This window comes from Streptomyces sp. NPDC041796, assembly GCF_055590785.1.
Genome location: NZ_JBVJAH010000016.1, coordinates 87,800 through 106,440, shown reverse-complemented (window position 1 = coordinate 106,440; position 18,641 = coordinate 87,800). Strand labels below are relative to the sequence as shown.

Sequence of the window (18,641 nt, the reverse complement as noted above, 5' to 3'; positions counted from 1 at the left end):
GCTCCGCGAGTTCGTCGCCCTGGGAGCGGTCGTCAAAGGGTCAGGTCAACACGATGACCGAGGGGGCGAGGCGGCGGATCGAGAACCTGTTCCTGGGCCGTGCCGGCGGCCAGGTGGTGCGGAAGATCGACAGGATCAGCACCACGGCGACGAGGGCCCCGGCGACCCCGCCCACCAGGGATCCGAACATGCCAGGTTCGCCGTAGCCCTGCAGACGGGCACGTCGGGGCTTGGCTGGGTCGTACCGGACGCGTATCCGCGTCGGGCAGTCGATCGGATACAGCCGGCCGAGCTTGGATTCGACCCTGACCTCATCGCTGTCCGGAGGGGTGAAGGCGACCTCGGGATGGAAGCGGGGGTCGCTGTCACCGTCCGTGTCCTCCCGGACCGTAGACGATCTCCGCCTCGTGCTGCGTCAGCCAAGGCGGCCTAAACGTCCCCTCGCCCCGCGTGTCCGACCTGTACGCGTGTCCCAGTCAGGAAAGCTCCCGCGGTCTGGGGAAGAGGCGGATGCGGTCAGACGGGAAACCCTCCAGACCGGTGACGCGGCGTGTGTTCATGATGGTCAACCGCAGATTGTCGATCTCCTGCAGCGGAGTGATGTCGGGGGACCACTCCCGGAGGCAGCTGAGGGTGAGGGCCTCCAGGTTCGGAAAGCGGTCTGGTACTAGGTCCAAGCGGCTGTCGGTGCGCTCCCCGCTGATTACGAGCTCGGTGATGTGAGGCATGTGCGGAGCGGCGGTGAGGTCTATGTCCCGTGCGTTGAGCCGAGCCAGCTGTGGGAGACTCGCCAGTTCTTCCCATTCCACGGCGTCCAGCCGATGGTTCACGACGACGTCCTGCAAGCTCTCCCACCGAGCGATGCCGGTGATGGACGCCTGGATCTGTTGGCCGAGCCACAGACTGGTGAGCCCTGAAGGTGCGGGAAGGTCCCGGAGCGTTCGCCACGGCAGCACTGTGTAGAGCTTGAGATCGGTCAGGCCGGCCAGGGCTTCCAAAGCGTTGAAGGACATGGTGTCGGGCAGGTCGCCGAGTAGAAGACGGGGAAGACTTAGCCCCGCCAGGTCCTCGAGATGGGCAAGCCCCGCGCATTCGCGGACGGCGAGGTAGTTCAACGCGGTCAGGCGCCGGACGAAAGACAAGTCCGAGAGTCGGTGCCCCTGCCAGACGTCAAGTACCTCGAGGCGCTCGGGACACAAGTGCCTGGTGATCTCCTCCTCCGTCAAAGGCAGGCGGAACGTGACGCGCTTGGTGGGCGCCAGAAGCGGCAAGGCATCGAGCTGTGCGTGTGTGCTGACCGCGATGGTGAGATCCTCGCGGAACGGGGCCAAGATCTCCCTGGCGAACCCGACGGCGTCGAAGTTCGTCCACGCGTCCACCAGTTCGTGTCGGGATGAAGAAGTGCACGCCGGCGCGAAGTGCTTGAGGAAGACATATGCCTGATCACCCCCGATGCGGCCGGCCGTCCGAACCACGGCCCCTATCTCGTCATCCTGCAACCCCTCCGCATCCCGTGGCAGGAGATCCAGCACCCCGGGACCCAACGCGGCAAGTGTGTCCGCCTCCTGCCGGCTGCGCGGCGGCATGAGCGCGGCCGCTCGCTTCGTCACAAGCCCCCGCGCCTCCGGGCTGACCTCCGTCGCGTACGAAAGGCTCGCCGCCGCCAGCAGGTGCAGCCGTGCGCGGTATTCCGGCTCCTCATCACCGCGCTCGACGAGCTTGCGCAGCAGGCTCGCGCGTTCGACCGGGCGGGCGTGGGCGATGGCCATGCGCAGCACATCCTCCCACTGCGTGTCGTGCGCATGCCGGACGAGTAGCGGGAAGTCGAGTGCCTCCACCGCCGCCTTTGCCCCGAGGTAGTCCTGAAAGGTCCGATGGACGAAGTCAATCGTGTCGAGGGTGGGTTGACGGAGCAACCCGCTTCGTCCCACGAGATGGCTCAGAATCTTCCTTGCCCCGCCCTGCTCGCAGACCGTGGGCATGGACAGCAAGGTCTCTTCCAGCAGCCGGACCGCAGTGCTCTCCGCCATCTCCGTCTGTTGATTACGGATCAGCCAGTAGGCCAGATGCTGGAGCAGGTGCATGCTCTGGTGCTCGGTCAGATGGATGCCCTCCGGCACCGCGATGTCGCGTTCGCGGTCGCGCCGGACCAACAGCATCGACAGAGCGGCGTCGTACAACTCCATACGGCTGTGCGGCAGATGGCCGCGTCGCTCCCGGTGCAGGGCACAGATGAGCGCGCACATCAGGGGAGTGGTGGACAGTTGGGCCACGTCCCGCTCGGCCCGCACCGTCAGACGCAGGGCGTCTTCCAGATGGTGGAGGTGGATCGACTCCTCCTCGGTGGTGCAGCTCTGTCGTGCCGCCGTGTGCCACCTGCTGACGAACAGACTGGTGTCAGCGGCACCCATCGGGCGTACCGAGAGCTCGGTGAAGCCCAGCGGCGCCGGCGTCAGCCAGCCTTCGGGCACGGCCGAGGGGCGGCTGGTGACCACGCAGGCCACGTCACGGTAGGTGGCCAACAGGTTGACCAGCCAGTTCCGAGTTGTTTGGCGTTGCTCGTGCGGGACCTCGTCCACGCCGTCGACGAGAAGGATGGCCTGTCCACGGGCCAGAAGGTCGTCGGCCCACCTGGCCGGTTGCGCCGCGGCGAGTGGAGAGCCCACGGAGGCGAGAAACTCGTGCGGCGCGGGGAGCGGTCCTCGCCGCACGAGAGTACGCAGCGGGAGCACGAAGGGAATCTTGCGCCGCCAGTCGGCCAGCTCCGAAGGCAGTCGCTCCTTGGCCGCGGACACTGCCAACCACTGCAGGAGAGTGGTCTTGCCACTCCCCGCAAGCCCTTTGAGAAGGATGCGCCGGCGGCCGGCGAGCGCGTGCTCGGCCCGGCACACGGTGTGTGTCTGGTGCGGCCTGTCGTCGCCATCGCGCCAGTCCTCGTTCTGTTCGGTGAGTTCGAGACTCAGATACGCGGCATCCAACGGCCAGGAGGCCGCTTCCGGACGGCTGAGGTCCAGACCTACCACGGTCAGATGGGAGTGCCGTTCGGATACATAGTCCAGGTACCGATCGGTGAACGTCCGGTGTGGGGCGGCCACGGCTGTCCCGCTCTTCTCCGGGGTGGCCTGTCGGCGAAGTGCGAGCAGAGGGCCGGGTTCCGTACGCAGCGCCCGTGCCAGTGCCACGACGGTCGCCTCGGACGGGAGCGTGCGCCCGTTGAGCGCCTGGCTGATGGTGGTGCGGCCCAGCCCGGACCGCTGTTGCAGCCCGCCCATCTGCAACCCGCGCCGCAAGCGGAGCTCGCGCAGTCGTGCGGCGAGCGCCGCTGCCGGACCGTCGACCGCTTCACCCATGCCGGACGCACTCCCTTCGAAGACCGTTCTCGTTCATCTTCGTTCGCCGTGGACACTGCCGAACGCAAAAGTCGCGAAATTGCCGGTCACAGACTCCGTATCGACAGAGGGAGGGACCTTGAGCCCGTCCACGCTTCAGTTCGTACTGGTATGCCTGTTCGTCGCGGTCGATGTTCTGTTCGGTCTGCTGGTCGGGGTGGCGGCCGGCATGCTGGCCCGGCGTGGCGGGGCCTGCGACGCGAATGCGCTGCTTCATGCCGGAGCCGTGTTCGCAGGCACGGTCACGCTGTCTTTGGCCGTGGCGGCGTTCCTCTATTCGGTGCTGGGAGGCTGATGAGGGCGGATCCGTTGGTTGTTGGCGGCCGTTTGCATCTGGCCACGTCGGGCCGTGCCACTGCCCGAGACCTCGTGTGGCCGGGACCCCCTCCTCCCGCTCGAGCGGTCGTGCCGATGAGACTCGCGGCGACGATGCGCATGTCGCCAGACCGTAGGAACGCGCAGGTCAGGGGCGTATGTGGTGGGACATCATGGTTATGGGCGTGGGAGTGCACGCGCCCACCCTGGAGGCGGTGCGGGCTCTTCGCACTGGCCTCGTCCTCAGGAGCGAACTCCGCCTTCGAGATCCCCGAGTGTGCGGAATCCGTGCTGAACGTCATGGGTCTGCCCGGCGACCGACACGACCGCTCCGCACCCTGGACCGCGGGTCACCAACCGCGGCAGCATCCGGTCGGTGGGGACCGACCGGACGCAATTGTGCCTGCCGGCAGGCACCGATCCGGCGTCGCTACACGCCGCTCGCGATCTGTCCGAGGCCGTTCCATCCGTTGGCGCTGCCGTTGCCCAGCCAGGCGCTGTAGGCGGTGCTCGTGCCACTGCCGCGCAGCAGGAAGTCGGCGTGCGTATCGCCGTCGAAGTCAGTGAAGTGGACGCGGCCGTGTTCGGTGGTCACTCCCGAGGCGACTTGACCGAGGTTCTTCCAGCCACCGTGCCCGTCGCCGCCCTGATTGACATGGACGTTGACGGAGCCGTTGGGGTTGATCACCCAGTAGTCGGCCTTGCCGTCAACCAGGACGACGACGGCTACCACGCACGTCGCGGTAACCAGGCCGAGAACAAGGAGTTCAGGGATGCCCTGCGGTCCGTCGAGCGCGATCTCGGCCGCCAGGTGACCCCTGCCGAGCGCCGTGCCCTGCACGACCGGATCACCGGTCAGGGGTACGACTACCATCGCATCATCGACGAGGCCAAGGGGATGTTCGGTGGATGCTGACCTGGAGTCGACGGGCGTCCGGCGGCTGTTGACGGGAGCGGTGATCCGCTCGGTCGGCCGTGCCGTGGACATGGGAGTACTGGAACTCACCGGCGTGCAGGGGGAGGACCTCGCGCTGCACATCCAGTGCGCCTTCCGGGTGGTGCACGACGGCCAGGTACTGCTGGGCTCCCGTGACATGACGTACGTGCGAGGCGGCGCGGAGGAGGACGCCTTCGACAACTTCGCCACGCTGTACGACGACCGCGCGGCTCTCCTCAGCCGCGTACTTGGCGGGGCCTGCCCGCAGGTCGAGACCGTCCTCCAGGGGCCGGCAGGGGCGCTGACCCTGGAGGCGACCCGCGGGTTCAGAGTCGACATCCTCCCGGACCGCTCCGCCACGGAGGAATCCTGGCGCGCCTTCACACGAGGCGGGCAGCACTACGGGTACCCGCCGGGTCTGGTCTGATGAGTGACCGTTGGCGAATGCTCACCCCTCGCCACCAACGTGCTGTGCGGGCTCACCTTCCGGCGAGCGCGACACCTTGAGGAGGAGCAGAGGGCGGATCACCCACCTGGATGCGCCATCTGAACGCGAGCGGGGCGGTACAGCTGTCTGTACCGCCCCGCCTCGTGTCCACGCGGATCCGTGCGACTCATCGCCGAACGCCTCATCGGAGGGATCTGCCGGAGCGGTTCGGGGCCGCCCGGGCACCCGGAATCGGGATCGCCTCTCAGCTGCCGCTCAGCGGGGACGCCCACCTGGGGTCGTGTCGGGATCTCCTCGTGAGGTGCGCCAGCAGATGCTCCGCCGTGATGGAGGCGGTGTCTTGCGGCGCGCCGATTGCGGCCAGGGCGGTGACAAGCCGTGCCGATGCCGTTTCCGGCACGTCCGGGTCGGTGAGGAGGGGAAGCAGCAGCAGGAAGCGGATGGCCGTGTCCTGGACGCCTTCGGCCGCAAAGGACGGACTGTCAGCGATCCGGATCAGTTCGCGCCATGTCAGCCCCCTGCCCCAGAAATCTCCGTCCCAGCCGGCGATCTGCTCGACGCGGCTCCTGCCCGGATGGGTAAGGAGGTAGTCCATGCCGTAGTCGCCATCCAGGTTGCGGTGGACCACCACGGCTCCGGGGCCGTCCTCTGCCGGCACCCTGAACACCGGCCAGCGTTCAGGATCGAAGAGCACTTCTGACAGCTCATCGACATCGGCGCCGTCGTCGCCGAACCACTCCGGCACCGGGCGCTCGGCACACCATCCGTCGCTGCACATCGCCAGAAGGTAATTCGACCAGAAGCCCGGGCGGACCAGCAGTGACTCGCCCGGCACCAACGGGCCGACGTCGTATCCCTTGATCAGCACCCCTCGATCCTGTCACCAGCCACTGACACCGTCCGATCCGGGATCGGCAGGGGGCGCTGCTCGGTCGGGGGAGCCGTCTGACGGCCGAGCCTGCCGCGGAGCGGACCGCGGCCAGGACGATGTCGCCGCTGACGTCCGCCTATTCCCAGATGTACATGATCTCTGAAACGGTTCCGGAGCTGGAGCCGTTCCACCTCAGGGTCATGTAGTACGTTTCTCCGGTTTTGATGTCGTACGTTACCGCGTCGCATCCCGCGTCGCCGCCGTCGTCGTAACGGGCGACAATTGTGGCGGAACCGTCGTCGAAGACGTGCCAGAGAACACCGGAGACGCCGTACCCGTCGGCTTTGAGGTCACAGGCCATGAACTTGTCGCCGTCATCTATGTGTGTGACGGACCCGCGCCCACTTGAGAGGGTCAGCACCGAATTGCCGACATTTTCGGCGGCGGCGTGGGCAGGTGGCGAACCGATCAGCACCATCGCGCCTGCCGCAGCCGCGCCGACCAATGACTGCCTCAGTTTCTTTGAGATCATGGGCCGCAGTATTCCCTCATGCCACAGGTCCGACAAGTGCCGATGCCGAACCCGGCGGCGAGGCGCGCGTACGCGTCCTCGCCTCGCGGTGGGTCAGGGGAGGAGAGCCTGACGGCCGGCGGCCGGACGTCGCCGTCGGGTCCCGATCTCCCCTACCCGGGCGGCGAGTTGTCCGGTCGGGCCACCGCGGGGGCGCGACGGGACCGGTCGATCGTCGACGGGTGGACAAGCACGCAATGCTCCTGGCGCACTGTCATCCGGACCGTCCACACCGTCCTGGCCTGAACGTATTCAGCACCGAAGAGGTTCAGTGCTCGCAGAGGGAGAATTCACGTTCATAGAGCTGCTCGTTGTGTTCGTCGACGAAGAACTTGCGTTCCTGCATGAGTTGTTCGCGGTAAGCCTTGGCCTGTTCAAGCGTCATGGTCGAGGTGGCGGCCCATGGCTGCTGTGGTGGTACGTCGGATGTCGAGACGATCGTTTCCGACGGGTCGACCAGGAAGAACGCGAGAATTTTACGGTGTCCCGGGCGGGTGGGGTCCATGAGGCGGAATGAGCCGACGCGGTGTTGCAGGATGTTCGGAAACGCCAGGCAGCGGCCCGCTGGAGTCGACGCCGATCCCAGCACCTGGTTCAGTCCGTCTTCGTCCTCGAGGCCGTAGACCTCACGCAGACCGTTGTCGTCGTTCTGTTCGTAGGAGGGGTCGTCGAGTGCCGTCCGGAAACTCAGCCGGTTTTCGGTGATGTTGTCGCTGTCCCAGTAGTAGATGCCGGTCGAGACGATCCGCTCGTTCAACATCCCCTCGACATGCCAGGAACCGCCGGGGTACTCGGGCTTGTCCGGGGTGAGATGAATGGTGGCGAGCTTGACGATGATCTGGAGACGGCGGCCGCGCAGGTCGACTCGGGCGGATGCATCGGGCACCTCGGGCGAGATGAAGACCGGGGCGTCCGGGATGACCGGGCGGCGGTTCTCCCACCAGTCGTCCTGGGCCTCTTCCCATGCGCGGACGGCTTCCGCGTGGGCCTCCTGATCGCTGTAGGAGGACTTGTCGGGGAACTCCGGCTCCGAGTCGTACCACCCGTACGGATCGGCCTCGATCCGCAGGGGCCGCGGATGGCGCAGGTCGGTCAGCACGTTCTCCAGCAGCGGGCGGAACCGTGCGAGCAAGTCCGGCAGGACGTCGGCCAGTTCACGATGCGTCTCGGGGTGGACGTTGTTGACGTACGAACGGAAGGTGACATCGCCGTCGTCACTCACGTCGACGTCCGTGGGCAACCACTGGAACTTCTCGGAGAATTCGTACGTCGAATAGCGGTCCGTCGGGTTCCGCCACGCCCGCTCGGGCGCGCCGCTCGCCTCCTTCACCAGGCAGAACAGTGAGGGATGGACCAGATCCAGTACGTGGCCGTCAGATCCGGGATGCCAGTCTTTCCCTTCTTCGGGAACCTGCTCCAGAACCTCGACCGCCTCGCGCAGCCGGGACCTGAGCTTGTCGTCGATCAGCGTGTCCGACTGCCACACCCCGTCGACGGCGGACACCTCGATGCCGGTCCGTCCGTCCCGCAGCGCGGCGTAATGCACCAGCTCGGCAAGCACGTAACGCACCTGCGCTTCGGTGAGGCCCTGGTCGACCGCTTCCTGCGTCCATCTGGCGACGATGCCGGCATCGTTCATCTTGTCGAACCACCCCGGCTTCGCTCGAATGTGGGAGCTGCACTGCATCATCTGCAGTTCCCGCAGTGTTCGGGGTGTCGCGAAGGATAGGGAACGGGAAGCTTGAAAGGGCAGTGGGAAAGCGGACATGCCAGTCAATTCTCTTGGTCCCCCCAGTCGGTGTGCGGTGGCGGGAAGGATACGTCAGCACACTGACACCGCAGCCGTGGCTCCTGCGCCGCTGGGTGGAGCCAGAGGTGGAGCGCCCGCGGACTTCACCGGAGTACGGGGGCCGGGTACGGCGGCCGCCGGCTCCCGGGTCGAGGCGCATGGGCCAGCCAGGTGTTGACCCGGATGCCCTCCCTCGTTTCACATCGACGCCGGACACGGCCTAGGCGCCGGTCGTGGACCCGGGCCGGACGATCATCAGCACTGTCACGACCGCCCACAACAGGTTGAAGACACCGGTGAACATCGCGAGCCGCACGGTCGCCTCCCGCGAACTGCCGGTGTTCGCTTCGAGCAGTGCGCTCTGCCCGGGCAGGATCAGCGCGCCCAGGACCAGTGCGGCGAGGGCGGTCAGCGCGATGGACACGATCAGCCAGGCGTCACCGAGCACTCCCATGGTGGACGCGGTGGCGAAGCCGAAGACCGGCACGACAACGCCGACGGTGGCGTACACCCGGCAGACGCGGTGCAGCAGCAGCACGGTCTCGACGGCCCGCGGATCAGCGGGCGACGCCATGGACCGGCGCGCGGCGGGCGGGAACATGCTGGCGGCCACGGTGACGGGCCCGATCGCGATGATCGCGGCAAGGACGTGGACGGCAAGGAGGAACTTGGTCACGGCCGTGACGGTAGGCGGCGTCCGGTGCGGGGGAGAAGTGGCAATAGTGCCATGCCTCAACGGATTTACGCCACGGAGCATTCGTGGGGCGCTACGGCTCCTCCGCCGCCAGGCGGCGGCGTGGAAGGTGGCCGGCGGCACCTCGGCGGACCCCCACAATCCCGCCCTACGATTCCGTCATGCACACCGTCGCCGTCCTCGCACTGGACCGGGTCATCCCCTTCGACCTCTCCGCGCCGATCGACGCCTTCGGATGGGCCCGGCTTCCGGATGGCCGTGAGGCGTACCGGGTACGGGTCTGCTCGAACCAGGAGCAGGTCAGTGCCGGCGCGTTCACGGTGCAGGCGCCGTACGGACTGGACGCGCTGGCCGAGGCGGACACGATCATCCTGCCCGGTGTGGAGGATCCGCCGGACCCGCTGCCGCCGGGTGTCACCGAGGCGCTGCACGCGGCGGCGGACGGGGGCACCCGGATCGCCTCCGTCTGCGTCGGCGCGTACCTGTTCGCGGCGACGGGCCTGCTGGACGGCCTGCGCGCGACCACGCACTGGATCGCGGCGCCGGACCTGGCGGCGCGCTACCCGAAGGTGACGGTCGACCCGAACGTGCTCTATGTGGACAACGGCCAGTTCCTGACCTCGGCCGGCGCGGCGGCGGCCATGGACATGTGCCTGCACATGATCCGCAGGGATCATGGCTCCGCGGTCGCCGCACATGCCGCCAGGATGTCCGTGCTGCCGCTCGAACGGGAGGGTGGGCAGGCCCAGTTCATCGTCCACGACCGCCCACCGGCACCGTCCGGTGCGACCTTCGAGCCGCTGCTGAGCTGGCTGGAGGACAACTGTGACAAGGGCCTGACGCTGGACGCCATCGCCGGACGTGCCGGGATGAGCACCCGGACCCTGAACCGCCGCTTCCGCGAGCAGACCGGAACGACGCCGCTGCAGTGGCTGCACCGGGCGCGGGTGCGGCGGGCACAGTACTTGCTGGAGACGACCTCCTATTCGGTGGAGCGGATCGCCGGGCAGTGCGGATTCGGCTCGCCGACGGCCTTCCGCGAACGCTTCCGCCGGGTGGTCGGAACGAGTCCGCAGGGGTACCGGAAGGCATTCGGTTCACGGGCGTAGCCGAGTCTTCCCGGGCGCGTGGGTGGGGGGCGGCCGGCGCGCGTACCGTTCCGGCGGGAGCGGCGGGGGCGGGCGTCACGAGATCCGGTCGGCAGGCTCGGCGCGGCAGGACACGGAGCTCTCGAAGGTGCCTTCGGCGGGGGACTCCTCACCTCATGTCGACGAACCAGTGGCGCCGTGGCAACGGCTCCTGCGGCAGGGCAGGGCAGGGCAGGGCAGGGCAGGGCAGGACCGGCGGCTGCCGCTCAGGCCGTCGTGGAGGGGTGGAGTCGTGGGTGCTCGCTGAGCTCCGGGTCGCGCAGCGGCACGAGGGCTCTCAGCGAGGAGGAGGGCTCCAGCCCGAGTTCCTCCCGGAGGATGCGGCGGCATTGTTCGTATTGGCGCAGCGCCGCGCCCCTGTTGCCGGCGGCCAGGTGCGCCTTTACGAGAACGCGGTGGGCGCTTTCCCGTAATGGTTCCGTGCGTACGGCCGCGAGTCCTGCGGCTACGGCCTCGCCGTAGCGCTGAGCCGACACGAATCGTTCGGTCATCGCTTCCAAGGCATAAAGGCGGAGCTGATGGTACTGCTCCTGCTCGATCAGCATCCAGTCATTTTCCGGCCATTCCGGAAGCAGGTCCGCCGAAAGCTTGGACAATGTCTGCATGGTGAGGATGTCGTCGCACGAACGCGAACTGTCGAGCAGGCGGTGCGCGTAGGCGACCGCCTCGTGCAGGTCCACGACGATGTGCCGGGAAAGCGCCAGTTCACGCGCTGACACGTCGATGATGGGATGGCCGGTCTGCGCCGCCCGCCACAGCGATGACCTCAGGTTCGCGCTGGCCCGCGACGCCGTGACGTCCGGCCAGAGAATTCCTGCCACGTAGGTCCGTGACCTCGGCATGTCCTGCAAAGCCAAGAACGCCAGGAGCCGTTGAGTGCTGGAGCAGACCGGAATGCGCGTGTGATCGACAGCGAGAGTGAAGCCCTTGAGGAGTCTCAGGGTAATGAGATGTGCCTGTCCGTTCATCGACGCCCCCGGTACCGATGTCGGTTTAGGTGAACTATCGGCTCGGATCATTAAATTGACGGAGCCATCTTACGGGCAAGTTATGACCGCAGGATCGACTCTTTAGTGGTACGGGCGTCACGCCGGAATCAACGAAGCGTCGCGGAAACGTCACCCGTCCTGTTCCAGCAGCTCATCGAGCCAGGCCCGGACGGCCAGGAGGACGTCGGTGGGCCGGCACGCCGCCGAGGGATGCCTCTCCTCCCCGTCGACGGTCTGGAGGATGCGCGCGCGCAAGCCGTCCGGCCCGCCACCACCTTCCACCCAAACCCGAACTATCAGGACACCGGACCGCGCTGAGGGGGTCTCCATGGGAACTGAGTGTCCCGCACTGGTGTCACCCCGGCGTCGTCGATCCGTGTCCGGTGACGTCATGGCGCACGGTGTGGACGCGTCGGTGACGTTGGTGCGACGGGTGAGTCGCGGACGGATCACAGGGGACTGTGCATCCTCGCGGCATACGTGGTCGGGCACGTCGGGCCGAGGGGGGCTTCGCATTGGGTGACTTCGGTGTGATCGCCGACGTCTCGTCGGTCATCGTGAACACGCTGACGCAGTCCCTCCGCGGGCTCAGCCAGGTGGAACCGCCGATCGCGGAACTGAACGACCTCTCGGAGACGGTGCAGACGCCGCCCCCCAAACTCACCGTGTTCCTCTACGAGATCGCCGAGGACCCCACCGCGCGCAACCGGCCTCCGGTGCGCTCCCAGCCACCCGGCCCGCTCACCACCCGCAAACCGCCGATGGCCCTGCTGCTGCGGTACCTGATCACCCCGTGGGGCGGCGACCAGGCGACCCAGCACCGCATGCTGGGGCGCGCCCTCCAGACGTTCTACGACGACGCGATCCTGGACGGCGGTCAGTTGTCCGGCGGTCTGGCCGGCAGCACCGATGCCCTGCACCTCACCCTGACACCGCTGACCCTCGACCAGAAGTCCTGGGTCTGGTACGCGATCCAGAAGCCCTACCGGCTCTCGCTGAACTACGAGGTGCGCGTGGTCGACCTGGACTCGGCCGTGGAGACGCCCGTGCGGCCGGTGCGGAGCCGGATCATCGAGGGAACGGCGACGCCATGAGCCCCTTCATGCCCCTCGCCCGGTCGGCGCTCCACAGCCCCGTCTGGCTGGTGCCGTTCGACGACCACACACGCCAGGTGCACACCGCGGGCGTGGAGGTGCACCTGGATCGGTTCGACGAGGCGGGCGGCGGCTGGCTGCGGCTGGACGACCAGGCGGTGCGTACGCCCAGCGGAGTCATCGCCTTTCCGGGACTCGGCAGGCGCGCCGAGCCGTGGGCGGGCCGGCCGGAGCGCCACCGGGTCCGTGTCGCCGCCCCCGGCCGACTGCCGCTGTACCCGGCCGACGGGCAGCCGTTCTCGGCCGGCCTGGTCGGCGTCGAGTTCCAGGTGCACCCCTGGAACGACGCCCACCCGCCCGCCGTCGAGGCCTCCCCGCGGCTGGTCCGGCTGCTGCCCGGGACCGCCTACCCCTACCCACCCGGCGCGCGCACGGTCCACGGTGTCGTACGGGACGCCACCTCCGGGGCGCCCGTGGTGAACGCCCTCGTCGAGGCCAGGGGGCGCACGGGCCAGGACCTGACACCGTGGCACGAACGCACCCTCTCCGACGCCCGGGGAGCCTTCCGGCTCCCGCTGCGGTGGGAGGGGGAGAGGGCATCCGAGCACGCGGTCGAGGAGACCTTCCGCATCGAGGCCACCGAGCGGCCGGGCCGGACCGGGGCGCTGGCCGTGCACCTCCCCCAGGACGCAGAGCGTCAGCACGTCATCGAGATCCGCGAGCAGTGAGGAGCCCATTCATGGCCGAGTACCTGAGCCCCGGGGTCTACATCGAGGAGATCGACGCGGGGCCGCGGCCGATCGCGGGGGTGAGCACGAGCACCGCCGGGATGGTCGGGGTCACCGCTCGCGGCCCGTACACCGGCAAGCCCAAACTGGTCTCGAACTTCCTGGAGTTCCAGAACACCTTCGGCGGCTTTCTGCCCGAGCCGGACGCGGGTGTACGGGACGCCTGGGCGAACAACCTCTCCGAGGGCGGCCGTTGGTGGCTGTTCCCACTGGCCGTCAAGGGCTTCTTCGACAACGGCGGTCAGCGCCTGTACGTCAAGCGGGTCGCCAGCGGCGGAGCCCGGGCGGCGTCCGGTTCCCTGGGCCAGGGCCTGGTCAGCCCGATCACCGCCGACGCCGCGCGGGGCGCCACCCACCTCCGGCTCGGGCACCTGATCGGCTTCACCGGGGCCGGCCAGCAGATCCAGATCCTGCGCGGCGACGACCAGCAGGCCATCCACACCGTGACCGTATCCGGCTACGACATGGCCACCCGCCGCGTCACCCTCGCCCAGCCGCTGCCCGCCGAGGTCAGGAGCTCCCGGGGCGACTACGTGCAGATCGGTGAACGCGGCGACGAACAGACGCTGCGGTTCTCCGCCGTGAGCCCCGGCACCTGGGGCGCCGGCGTCCAGGTACGGGTCCAGCCCATGGTCGGCGCCACGCTGCCGGTGCTGCCGGAGCCGCAGGAGGGCGGGCTCTTCGTCACCCGCCTGGTCGCGGACGCGGCCGAAAACAGCGAGACGGCCGAGGTCGCCGCGGTGACCGGGCTCGACCCCGACGACCTCCCCGCCGATGTGTGGGTGCAGATCGGCCCCGGCCGGTTCAAGGTCCAGGTCGGCCGGCCGGCGGACGGCAAGCTCACGCTCACCTTCCCGGCGGGCACCACGCACGGCGCGTGGGAGACCGGCCTGACGGTGCGCCGGGTCCGCCGCGGCAACACCGGGACGGGACGGACCCTGCGGATCGGCGGCGCGAGCAGGCTGTACGAGGGCTCGGTCGTCCAGCTCGACGACGGCACCACCCTGACCGCGGTGAACGTCGAAACGGTCAGTGGGGACGCCGTCACCTTCGACCGCGACGTACCGGGCACCTTCTTCGAAACCGACCGGATGCACCTGATCGAGGCCGAGGTCAGCACCCGGTTCACCGACCCGGGCGGCGCCACGGTCACCGAGACCTTCGGCAACCTCCGGTTCTCCGGCGACACCCCGGCCAACCTGACCACCGCCCTGGAGAGCCGCTCCCAGCTCGTACGGGCCACCGCGCTGCCCGGCCTGTCCACCGACCCCACCAGGTTCCCGGTCCCCGCGATCGGCTCCTGGCTCTCGCTGGCGGGCGGCGACGACGCGTACGAGTCCCTGAGCGTGGCCGATTTCGTCGGCACCGACGGCGGCAGTGGCCGGCGTACCGGCATCGTCGCCCTGGAGGACATCGACGAGGTGGCCGTCTGCGCCGTACCCGGCATGTGGTCCGGCACGGTCGAATCGAGCCTCGTCACCCACTGCGAACTGCTCAAGGACCGGTTCGCGATCCTCGACCCGCGCGACGGCCTCGACATGGAGGGCATCCAGGCCTTCCGTGAGCCCTTCGACACCAAGTACGCGGCCCTGTACCACCCGTGGCTGGTCACCCGCGACCCGTCCACCAACCGCGACGTCGAGGTGCCGCCGTCCGGCCACATGGCAGGCATCTACGCCCGGGTGGACGTGGAACGCGGTGTCCACAAGGCTCCCGCCAACGTGGTCGTCCGGGGCGTCCGGCAGGCCGACGGCTTCGCCCAGGACATCACCCGGCGCCACCAGGACCTGCTGAACCCCAAGGGGATCAACGCGCTCAGGTACTTCCCCGGCCTCGGCCACCGGGTGTGGGGCGCGCGGACGCTCTCCTCGGACAGCTCCTGGAAGTACGTCAACGTCCGGCGGCTCTTCCTCTACCTGGAGGAGTCGATCGACGAGGGCACCCAGTGGGTGGTCTTCGAGCCCAACGACGAGTCCCTGTGGGCTCTGGTCCGCCAGACGGTCAGCGACTTCCTCACCACCGTGTGGCGCAGCGGCGCGCTCGCCGGGACCACCGCCCAAGAGGCGTTCTTCGTCGCCTGCGACCGCACCACGATGACGGAGGACGACCTGGCCAACGGCCGTCTCATCTGCGTCATCGGGGTCGCGCCGGTCTTCCCGGCCGAGTTCGTGATCTTCCGGATCCAGCAGAAGACGCGCGAGACCCAGCTCACCTGAGCATCCGACCGAGCAGTGAGGAGGGGCCACCGTGCCACCTGCCATGAGGGACGATCCGTACGCGTCCTACAACTTCCGCGTCATCGTGAGCAACGTCAGCAACGACGGCATCGCGGTGAGCGGGTCCTTCACCGAAGTGAGCGGTCTCGAGCTGGAGATCCCGCCGATCGAGTACCGCAACGGGAGCGAGGACATCACCGTCCGCAAGATCCCGGGGCTCAAGAAGTTCACCAACCTGACCTTCAAGCGGGGCATCACCGGCCACGTCGAATTCTGGACGTGGGTATTCGACGCGCTCGAGGGCAAGGTGAAGCGCACCTCCGGCCAGATCGAGCTCCTCGACGAGAACCGCCGGCCGGTCATGCGCTGGAAGTTCAACCGCGCCTGGCCGACCAAGTACACCGGCCCGACCCTGAGCGCCACCAAGAACGAGGTCGCCATGGAGACGCTCGTCCTCGCGGTCGAGAAGCTGGAAATCGACCTGACATGACCGGTGCAGCGCTTCCTGGGGTGTCCCTGTCGTCCGCACCGCGCGGCGTCGAGGCGGAGCCGCTGCGCACGGACGTGGCGGCGTTCCTCGGCCGGCTCCGCCGGGGCCCCGTCGCCACCCCGGTGCGGGTGGAGAGCTGGAACGACGTCGTGGGCACCTTCGGTCCGCCCACGGGGCCTTCCCGGGCGGGCCACCACCAGGACGGCGCCTTCGCCACCCCGTACGCCCTGCGCGGGTTCTTCGAGAACGGCGGCCGCACGGCCTGGGTGGTGCGTGTGTCCGGCCCGGCCGCCACCGCCCGCGCCCGGTGGACCGTCGGCCCGCTGAGCGGCTTCCCCGCCACGCGGTACCGGGTGGCCGCCACCAGCCCCGGAGCCTGGGCCAACGGCACGCACGTCGCGGTCCGTTACCAGGCCAGCACCGTGGCCGGGCCGCCGACGGTGAGCGTACGGGTCACCGTGCCCGGCGAGCCGCCCGAGGTGTTCCCCGGTCTGCCGCTCGCCGCTCTCGCGGACCGGCTGGCCGCCTCCCGCTTCGTCCGGCTCGTCCCGGACGGGCCCCCGCCGCCGTCCGGGCGGCCCGGCCCGATCTCGATGGCCTGGCACCTGACGCTGACGGACGGCACCGACTCCGCGCCCACCCGCGAGGCGTACGAGGACGCCGTGGCCGTACAGGCCGAGCTCCCGGAACCGGCGCTGGTGGCGCTGCCCGACCTCGGCACGGACCTGACCGCCAGCGCCCACACCGACGTCGTGCTCGGCCTGCTGCGTACCGTCGCCCCGCTGCACGACCGGCTGGCCGTCCTGGACGTACCGCCCGGGCTGTCCGACGTGGACGCGGCGGTCGGCTGGGTGCGCTCGCTCACGGCGACGGGCGACAGCGCGCTCCTGTCCTGCGCGGCCGTCTACCACCCGGCGCTGCGCACCCCGGACGGGCACGGCCTGCGCACGGTCCCCGCATCCGGGCACGTCCTGGGCGTCATCGCCCGCCTCGACGGTGAGCGCGGGGCGCACCACACGCCCGCCAACGCCGTGATCCTGGAGGCGGTCGACCTGGTGGACGAGTTCCCCGAGCCACAGCAGGTGCGGCTGTTCGACGCGGGGCTGGACCTGGTGCGGTGCACACGCGGGCGCGGGCTGACGGTGTGGGGCGGGCGCACCCTCTCCGCCGACCCCCGCACCCGCTACATCGCGCACCGCCGGCTCGTGCACCTCCTGGTACGCGCCATCCGCAGGGTGGCCGGCCCACTGGTGTTCGACGTCAACTCGCCCGAACTGCGGCTGACGCTGGTCAGGGCGGTCACCTCGGTGCTGCTCTCCGCGTTCCGGGCCGGTGCGCTCGCCGGGGCACGGCCCGAGCAGGCGTTCCGGGTGGTGTGCGACGACACCGACAACCCGCCCGAGCAGGACCCGGGGCAGCTCGTCTGCGAGATCGAGGTCGCCCCCGCCGTACCCATGGAGTTCATCAGGCTGCGACTCGTCCTCGGTCAGGACCGGGGCCTGGAGGTGATCGAGGCATGAACCAGGACCCGCTGCCGAAGTACCGCTTCCTGGTCACACTGGACCCCGGTGACGCGTACCTGCCGTCCGCGCAGGCGCTGCTGCTGCCGCTGGTCGCGTCCGGCGCGTTCCAGGAGGTCGCCGGCCTGGGCGCGCAGTTGGAGGTGACGAGCTACCCGGAGGGCGGCCGCAACGACTCGGTGCACCAACTCCCCGTGCGCCACTCGTGGAACCGGATCACCCTCAAGCGTGGTGTGGTCCGCGACCCGGGCCTGTGGGCCTGGTACCAGGCCGGGCTCGCCGACTCGCTGGGCGCCCGCCGCGACGGCGCGGTGATCGTGCTCGGCCCGGACGGGACACCCGGCGCGGCCTGGGCGTTCCACGGCGGCCTGGCCGCCAAGTGGACCGGACCCGACCTGCACGCCGAGCAGAACGCGATCGCCGTCGAATCGCTGGAGATCGCCCACGAGGGGCTGACCAAGGTCCTTCAGGACACCGCGGCGAGCGCCCTGCCGCCACTGAACCGAGGGAGGTGACCGACGTGCCGAAGGTGACCATTCACCATCTCGAAGTGCGTTTCCAGGTGGACGGCGACGACGGTGCCGTGTTCACCCGCCTGTTCAACCAGCACATCCAGGCCTGGTCGAAGCTGTACGAGGACGCGTGCGCCCGCGCCAGGCGCACCGAGGCCGAACGCGGCTTCGGCGACGGGGAGGACCGGCCGTGAGCGTGACGCCCGTGTCCTTCGCCCGCCAGGGCGCCGCCCAGGCCCACCTGGAGATCGTCCGCCCGGTGATCGCCGACGAGCGGCGGCGGCGCATCCCCCTGCGGTTCAACCCGACCGACTACAAGCTGAGCAAGGCCAACACCTTCGCCGAGATCACCATCCCCGGCCTGGAGACCCCGCCCCTGCAGTACGTGCGCGGCGGGACGGAGACCCTCACCGTCCAGGCGCTCGTCGACACCTCCGACACCCTGGAGAACGTACGGAAGACCTACGTCGACGCCCTGCGCGACCTGCTGCGGCCCGACAGCCGCGAACACGCCCCGCCGGTCGTGCGGTTCGTGTGGGACGAGGAGGTCTTCACCGGTGTCGTGGAGAAACTGGACGTCAACTACCAGCTGTTCCGGCCCGACGGCGTCCCGCTGCGCGCCATGCTGGACCTGACGCTCAAGGAGTTCCGGCCGGCCGCCGTGCAGGTCGCCGCCACCCCGCGTTCCTCACCCACGGTGGAGAAGAGCTATGTGGTGCGTCGCGGGGACACGCTCAGCTCCATCTCCAGCGCCCTGTACCGGCGGCCCGACGCCTGGCGGGAGCTGGCGCGCGCCAACGGCATCACCGACCCACGGGACCTGCGGCCGGGCCGGGTGCTGACCGTGCCCCGGCTGCCGTGAGGAGCGCG

At 69.1% G+C, this 18,641-nt stretch carries 20 protein-coding genes; 11 read left to right on the top strand and 9 right to left on the bottom strand.

What is annotated here, in order from left to right; genetic code table 11:
- Positions 1-40: 40 nt before the first annotated feature.
- Together ACZ6C1_RS28510 and ACZ6C1_RS28505 are read right to left on the bottom strand one after the other, a co-directional pair.
- Positions 41-190: a hypothetical protein gene (locus ACZ6C1_RS28510; protein WP_469244577.1), complete on the bottom strand. Its 150-nt coding sequence runs from the start codon at positions 188-190 to the stop codon at positions 41-43.
- 286 nt (positions 191-476) lie between these two features.
- Positions 477-3,350 carry an NACHT domain-containing protein gene (locus tag ACZ6C1_RS28505; protein WP_469244575.1) on the bottom strand — a complete coding sequence of 958 codons (2,874 nt, stop codon included), beginning with the start codon at positions 3,348-3,350 and terminating at the stop codon, positions 477-479.
- A gap of 118 nt (positions 3,351-3,468) precedes the next feature.
- Between ACZ6C1_RS28505 and ACZ6C1_RS28500 the strand changes: the two genes are divergently transcribed.
- Positions 3,469-3,684 carry a hypothetical protein gene (locus ACZ6C1_RS28500; protein ID WP_469244573.1) on the top strand — a complete coding sequence of 72 codons (216 nt, stop codon included), beginning with the start codon at positions 3,469-3,471 and terminating at the stop codon, positions 3,682-3,684.
- Between the two features lie 450 nt (positions 3,685-4,134).
- Here the strand turns inward: ACZ6C1_RS28500 and ACZ6C1_RS28495 are convergent, their stop codons facing one another.
- The gene (locus ACZ6C1_RS28495; RefSeq protein ID WP_469244571.1) at positions 4,135-4,578 is read right to left on the bottom strand and encodes an FG-GAP-like repeat-containing protein; all 444 of its coding nucleotides are present in this window, start codon (positions 4,576-4,578) and stop codon (positions 4,135-4,137) included.
- Positions 4,579-4,609: 31 nt separating this feature from the next.
- Between ACZ6C1_RS28495 and ACZ6C1_RS28490 the strand changes: the two genes are divergently transcribed.
- A complete protein-coding gene (locus ACZ6C1_RS28490) occupies positions 4,610-5,068 on the top strand; it encodes a hypothetical protein (RefSeq protein ID WP_469244569.1) in 459 nt (152 codons plus the stop codon).
- 265 nt (positions 5,069-5,333) lie between these two features.
- Here ACZ6C1_RS28490 and ACZ6C1_RS28485 read toward each other — a convergent pair whose 3' ends face one another.
- The 4 genes from ACZ6C1_RS28485 to ACZ6C1_RS28470 all read right to left on the bottom strand — a co-directional run bounded on the left by ACZ6C1_RS28485 (position 5,334) and on the right by ACZ6C1_RS28470 (position 8,996).
- Complete coding sequence (locus tag ACZ6C1_RS28485) at positions 5,334-5,957, bottom strand: hypothetical protein (protein ID WP_469244567.1); 624 nt, start codon at positions 5,955-5,957, stop codon at positions 5,334-5,336.
- 139 nt (positions 5,958-6,096) lie between these two features.
- Positions 6,097-6,492, bottom strand: coding sequence for a hypothetical protein (locus tag ACZ6C1_RS28480; RefSeq protein WP_469244566.1), 396 nt, complete (start codon positions 6,490-6,492; stop codon positions 6,097-6,099).
- A gap of 307 nt (positions 6,493-6,799) precedes the next feature.
- The gene (locus tag ACZ6C1_RS28475; RefSeq protein ID WP_469244564.1) at positions 6,800-8,308 is read right to left on the bottom strand and encodes a DUF4246 domain-containing protein; all 1,509 of its coding nucleotides are present in this window, start codon (positions 8,306-8,308) and stop codon (positions 6,800-6,802) included.
- 232 nt (positions 8,309-8,540) lie between these two features.
- On the bottom strand, positions 8,541-8,996 hold the full coding sequence (locus ACZ6C1_RS28470; RefSeq protein ID WP_469244562.1) for a hypothetical protein: 456 nt from the start codon (positions 8,994-8,996) through the stop codon (positions 8,541-8,543).
- Between the two features lie 179 nt (positions 8,997-9,175).
- On the opposite strand from ACZ6C1_RS28470, the gene ACZ6C1_RS28465 reads away from it, so the two are divergent.
- Positions 9,176-10,123 (top strand): GlxA family transcriptional regulator, encoded by a 948-nt coding sequence (locus ACZ6C1_RS28465; RefSeq protein ID WP_469244561.1) that lies wholly within the window; start codon positions 9,176-9,178, stop codon positions 10,121-10,123.
- Positions 10,124-10,368: 245 nt separating this feature from the next.
- Here ACZ6C1_RS28465 and ACZ6C1_RS28460 read toward each other — a convergent pair whose 3' ends face one another.
- Positions 10,369-11,130, bottom strand: a complete 762-nt coding sequence (locus tag ACZ6C1_RS28460; protein WP_469244560.1) for an AfsR/SARP family transcriptional regulator — start codon at positions 11,128-11,130, stop codon at positions 10,369-10,371.
- A 150-nt stretch (positions 11,131-11,280) separates the two neighbouring features.
- The gene (locus ACZ6C1_RS28455) at positions 11,281-11,406 is read right to left on the bottom strand and encodes a hypothetical protein (protein WP_469244559.1); all 126 of its coding nucleotides are present in this window, start codon (positions 11,404-11,406) and stop codon (positions 11,281-11,283) included.
- A gap of 260 nt (positions 11,407-11,666) precedes the next feature.
- Here ACZ6C1_RS28455 and ACZ6C1_RS28450 point away from each other — a divergent pair, with 260 nt between their 5' ends.
- The 8 genes from ACZ6C1_RS28450 to ACZ6C1_RS28415 are packed head-to-tail and all read left to right on the top strand — an operon-like array spanning position 11,667 to position 18,633.
- Positions 11,667-12,245 carry a Pvc16 family protein gene (locus tag ACZ6C1_RS28450; protein ID WP_469244558.1) on the top strand — a complete coding sequence of 193 codons (579 nt, stop codon included), beginning with the start codon at positions 11,667-11,669 and terminating at the stop codon, positions 12,243-12,245.
- Positions 12,242-12,973: a carboxypeptidase-like regulatory domain-containing protein gene (locus ACZ6C1_RS28445; RefSeq protein ID WP_469244557.1), complete on the top strand. Its 732-nt coding sequence runs from the start codon at positions 12,242-12,244 to the stop codon at positions 12,971-12,973. Before ACZ6C1_RS28450 ends, ACZ6C1_RS28445 begins: the two co-directional genes overlap by 4 nt.
- 11 nt (positions 12,974-12,984) lie before the next feature.
- Complete coding sequence (locus ACZ6C1_RS28440) at positions 12,985-15,249, top strand: phage tail sheath C-terminal domain-containing protein (protein WP_469244556.1); 2,265 nt, start codon at positions 12,985-12,987, stop codon at positions 15,247-15,249.
- 31 nt (positions 15,250-15,280) lie between these two features.
- Positions 15,281-15,739, top strand: coding sequence for a phage tail protein (locus ACZ6C1_RS28435; protein ID WP_469244555.1), 459 nt, complete (start codon positions 15,281-15,283; stop codon positions 15,737-15,739).
- Positions 15,736-17,259 (top strand): phage tail sheath family protein, encoded by a 1,524-nt coding sequence (locus ACZ6C1_RS28430; RefSeq protein ID WP_469244554.1) that lies wholly within the window; start codon positions 15,736-15,738, stop codon positions 17,257-17,259. The genes ACZ6C1_RS28435 and ACZ6C1_RS28430 overlap by 4 nt, the downstream gene beginning before the upstream one ends.
- Positions 17,256-17,774, top strand: coding sequence for a phage tail protein (locus tag ACZ6C1_RS28425; RefSeq protein WP_469244553.1), 519 nt, complete (start codon positions 17,256-17,258; stop codon positions 17,772-17,774). Before ACZ6C1_RS28430 ends, ACZ6C1_RS28425 begins: the two co-directional genes overlap by 4 nt.
- Before the next feature lie 5 nt (positions 17,775-17,779).
- Complete coding sequence (locus tag ACZ6C1_RS28420) at positions 17,780-17,965, top strand: putative phage tail protein (RefSeq protein ID WP_469244552.1); 186 nt, start codon at positions 17,780-17,782, stop codon at positions 17,963-17,965.
- Positions 17,962-18,633 carry a CIS tube protein gene (locus tag ACZ6C1_RS28415; protein WP_469244551.1) on the top strand — a complete coding sequence of 224 codons (672 nt, stop codon included), beginning with the start codon at positions 17,962-17,964 and terminating at the stop codon, positions 18,631-18,633. The genes ACZ6C1_RS28420 and ACZ6C1_RS28415 overlap by 4 nt, the downstream gene beginning before the upstream one ends.
- Positions 18,634-18,641: the final 8 nt, after the last annotated feature.